This window comes from Thalassospira sp. UBA848 (genome assembly GCF_002295455.1).
Lineage (GTDB): Bacteria > Pseudomonadota > Alphaproteobacteria > Rhodospirillales > Thalassospiraceae > Thalassospira.
In genome coordinates, this window is the sequence record NZ_DBGS01000007.1 from 1 (window position 1) to 3744 (window position 3744).

General features: G+C 54.7%; 4 protein-coding genes. All 4 read right to left on the bottom strand.

Going from position 1 to position 3744, the window contains the following annotated elements; all coding sequences use genetic code 11:
- Positions 1 to 632 (bottom strand): succinate--CoA ligase subunit alpha (gene sucD, locus B2R48_RS01075; protein WP_296996757.1); only part of this gene is annotated, 632 nt, incomplete at its 3' end.
- 2 nt (positions 633 to 634) lie between these two features.
- Positions 635 to 1864, bottom strand: a complete 1230-nt coding sequence (gene sucC, locus B2R48_RS01080; RefSeq protein WP_255356084.1) for an ADP-forming succinate--CoA ligase subunit beta — start codon at positions 1862 to 1864, stop codon at positions 635 to 637.
- A 141-nt stretch (positions 1865 to 2005) separates the two neighbouring features.
- Positions 2006 to 2956, bottom strand: coding sequence for a malate dehydrogenase (gene mdh / locus B2R48_RS01085; protein ID WP_062953897.1), 951 nt, complete (start codon positions 2954 to 2956; stop codon positions 2006 to 2008).
- A 620-nt stretch (positions 2957 to 3576) separates the two neighbouring features.
- Positions 3577 to 3744, bottom strand: coding sequence for an AFG1/ZapE family ATPase (zapE, locus tag B2R48_RS20305; protein WP_349676140.1), 168 nt, complete (start codon positions 3742 to 3744; stop codon positions 3577 to 3579).

Consider the following 3744-nt stretch of genomic DNA (forward strand, 5'->3'; position numbering starts at 1 on the left):
CCGATTTCACCGATCATGATGATGCCTTCGGTTTCCGGATCCTTCAGGAACAGGTCGAGGCAGTCGATGAAGTTGGTGCCGTTGACCGGGTCACCACCGATACCGATACAGGTCGACTGACCCAGGCCAGCGGCCGTGGTCTGTGCAACTGCTTCGTAGGTGAGCGTACCGGAACGTGAAACGATACCGATTTTACCGCGGCGGTGAATGTGACCCGGCATGATGCCGATCTTGCATTCGTCCGGGGTAATGATACCCGGGCAGTTCGGACCGATCAGGCGGGTCGACGAACCGTCGAGCGCGCGCTTGACGCGGACCATGTCAGCAACCGGAATACCTTCGGTGATGCAGACAGCCAGTTCGACTTTGGCGTCGATGGCTTCAAGGATTGCATCTGCTGCGAAGGGCGGCGGAACATAGATGACCGAGGCATTCGCGCCGGTCGCGTGAACCGCTTCGTCAACAGTGTTGAAAACCGGCAGGTCAAGGTGCTTGGAGCCGCCTTTGCCCGGGGTTACACCGCCAACCATCTTGGTGCCGTATGCCAGTGCCTGTTCGCTGTGGAACGTACCTTGCGAACCAGTGAAACCCTGGCAGATAACTTTGGTGTTTTTATCGACGAGAACAGCCATAGTTACGCGGCCTCCTTCACAGCTTTGACCACCTTCTCGGCGGCATCGGCAAGGTTGTCAGCCGAGACAATCGGCAGACCCGATTCTTCGAGGATCTTCTTGCCAAGTTCGACATTGGTACCTTCAAGGCGAACGACCAGCGGGACGTTCAGGCTGACTTCGCGGGCTGCTGCCACAACGCCGTCTGCAATCACGTCACAACGCATGATACCGCCAAAGATGTTGACCAGGATGCCTTCAACATTCGGATCCGACAGGATCAGTTTGAAAGCAGTGGTCACACGTTCTTTGGTCGCGCCGCCACCAACGTCAAGGAAGTTAGCCGGTTCGCCACCATACAGCTTGATGATGTCCATGGTTGCCATGGCAAGGCCTGCGCCGTTGACCATGCAGCCGATGGTACCATCGAGCTTGATGTAGTTGAGGCTGTGTTTTGCAGCTTCGAGTTCGGCCGGGTTTTCTTCGTCTTCGTCACGCAGCTCTTCGATGTCCGCATGGCGGAACAGGGCGTTGTCGTCGAAGTTCATTTTGCAATCAAGCGCGATGATGTCGCCTTCGCCGGTCACGACGAGCGGGTTGATTTCAACCATGGCTGCGTCGGTGTCGAGGAAGCACTGGTACATCGCCGACATGAATTTGACAGCTTTGGAAACCTGCTTGCCTTCGAGGCCAAGGGCAAATGCCAGCTTGCGACCGTGGAAGCCCGAGAAGCCAGCAGCCGGATCGATGTCAACGGTGACGATCTTTTCCGGGGTTGCTTCGGCAACTTCTTCGATGTCCATGCCGCCTTCGGTCGACGCCATGAAGATCACACGCGAAGATGCGCGATCAACGAGAACCGACAGATACAGTTCGCGTGCGATGTCGCAGCCTTCTTCGATATAAACGCGTTTGACTTCTTTGCCGTCCGGGCCGGTCTGGTGGGTGACCAGGGTGGAGCCGAGCATCTGTTCAGCGTTTTCGCCGACTTCTTCCGGGCTCTTGACGACGCGAACGCCGCCTTTGTCACCTGCTTTGGCTTCCTTGAAGGTGCCTTTACCGCGGCCACCTGCATGGATCTGGGATTTTACCACGTAAACCGGGCCAGCCTGGGACTGGGCAGCTTCGATGGCTTCCTGAGCGGTATATGCAACCTTGCCGTTCGGCACGGTCACACCGTATTTGCGAAGAATTTCTTTCGCTTGGTACTCATGAATATTCATGTTCGGTCGCTTTCTTGCCTTCCGTACGATTTCCGGTGGGTCAGAAATCTGGATTTCAATGTCCCTTAACGAGCGGGAGGGACTTTGTTAAGAGGCCCGCGATCATTGAAGTTTGAAAAACAACAATGATTGAAAAACGGGCCGGTCGATGACCAGCCCGTTCCGCGTTCTTTAGAGCATGCCCTTGGCAGCATCGACAAGGCCGCGAACTGCATTCACGGAATTATCGAAGTTTGCCTTTTCGGACTCGTCAAGATTGATCTCGACGATGCGTTCTACACCGTTGGCACCCAGAACAACCGGGACGCCAACATAAAGACCGTCAACACCGTATTCACCGCTCAGGTAAGCAGCAACCGGCATGACGCGCTTCTGGTCTTTGAGGTAGCTTTCCGCCATCGAGATTGCCGAAGCAGCCGGGGCGTAGAAAGCAGAACCGTTTTTCAGCAGGCCGACGATCTCTGCGCCACCGTCACGGGTGCGCTGAACGATCTGGTCGATTTTTTCCTGCGTGGTCCAGCCCATTTTGATCAGATCCGGAACCGGGATACCGGCAACGGTCGAATAACGGATCGACGGGACCATGGTGTCGCCGTGGCCGCCCAGAACAAAGGCGGTAACGTCTTTGACCGAGACGTCGAATTCTTCTGCAAGGAAGTAACGGAAACGTGCGGAGTCCAGAACGCCTGCCATGCCGACAACCTTCTTCGGATCGAAGCCGGTTGCCTGCTGCATTACCCAGACCATCGCATCAAGCGGGTTGGTAATGACAATGACGAAAGCGTCAGGAGCATGTTCCTTGATGCCCTGACCAACCTGGGTCATGACTTTGGTGTTGATACCAATCAGATCATCGCGACTCATGCCCGGCTTGCGAGCAACACCAGCGGTGACGATGACGACATCCGCGCCTGCGATGTCTTTGTAGTCACTGGTACCCTTGAGGTCGGCATCAAACATGTCGACGGGGGAGGATTCAGCAATGTCAAGCGACTTGCCCTGTGGCATGCCATCAACGATGTCGAAAAGGACGACGTCGCCAAGCTCTTTCAGGCCGACGAGGTGAGCAAGCGTGCCACCAATATTGCCGGCGCCGACGAGCGCGATCTTGTTGCGGGCCATTCCGTTACCTTCTTCCCTATTGCGCTTCCTGGGGGTCGAAACTCAACTTGGGAGCGCTATTGAAAATTTAAACCTGCGAACGCGAAATAATCGTTCGTAAACATCGAGTGTCGTAAACTGAATCGCCACGAATGACAAGGGGAAACCCCACTGTTTTTACGAGGAAAACCGCCGCTTCGGGGTTTATTGCAACTAACGTCTAAACGCTTAAAAACCATTCACGCTGCAACTGCGAAGACAGGCAAATGTCCAGCAAAACCAAAGCTGGTTTACGATTGAGGCCTGCCTAAATGAAAGGCAGTCTGCGCCTTTGCTGCGAATTCGGGCGTATGAACCGGATTACACCAACGCAGCAATGCGCAAAATAGCTATCAGCCATGCGATCCGCTCGGGGGCGAGAAAACTTCTAATATGACGGATTTTGCGTGAATCAGCGTTTCCCCTGCGTTAAACGCAAGATTCAAGTGAAGATAAGCACCCATATGGCGAATAATTGCGGCGGATTCAAAATCGCCGTATCGGAGTCGTTGCGCACGGGTCAGTCTTTGACTACCCATCCATCTTCGAAAGCGGCAATTCCCGCCAATTGATCGGAAATAGCCATTCCCCGACCAGGACCATCAGGTCAGATGCGCCATATCGAGATATTCCTGACTGCGCATCTCGGTCATGCGCGACACCGTGCGCTGGAATTCGAACGAATAGTCGCCATCGGTGTAGATCTCGGCAGGGTCGCATTCAATCGCACAGATCAGCTTGGTTTTATGCTCATACATCGCATCAACCAG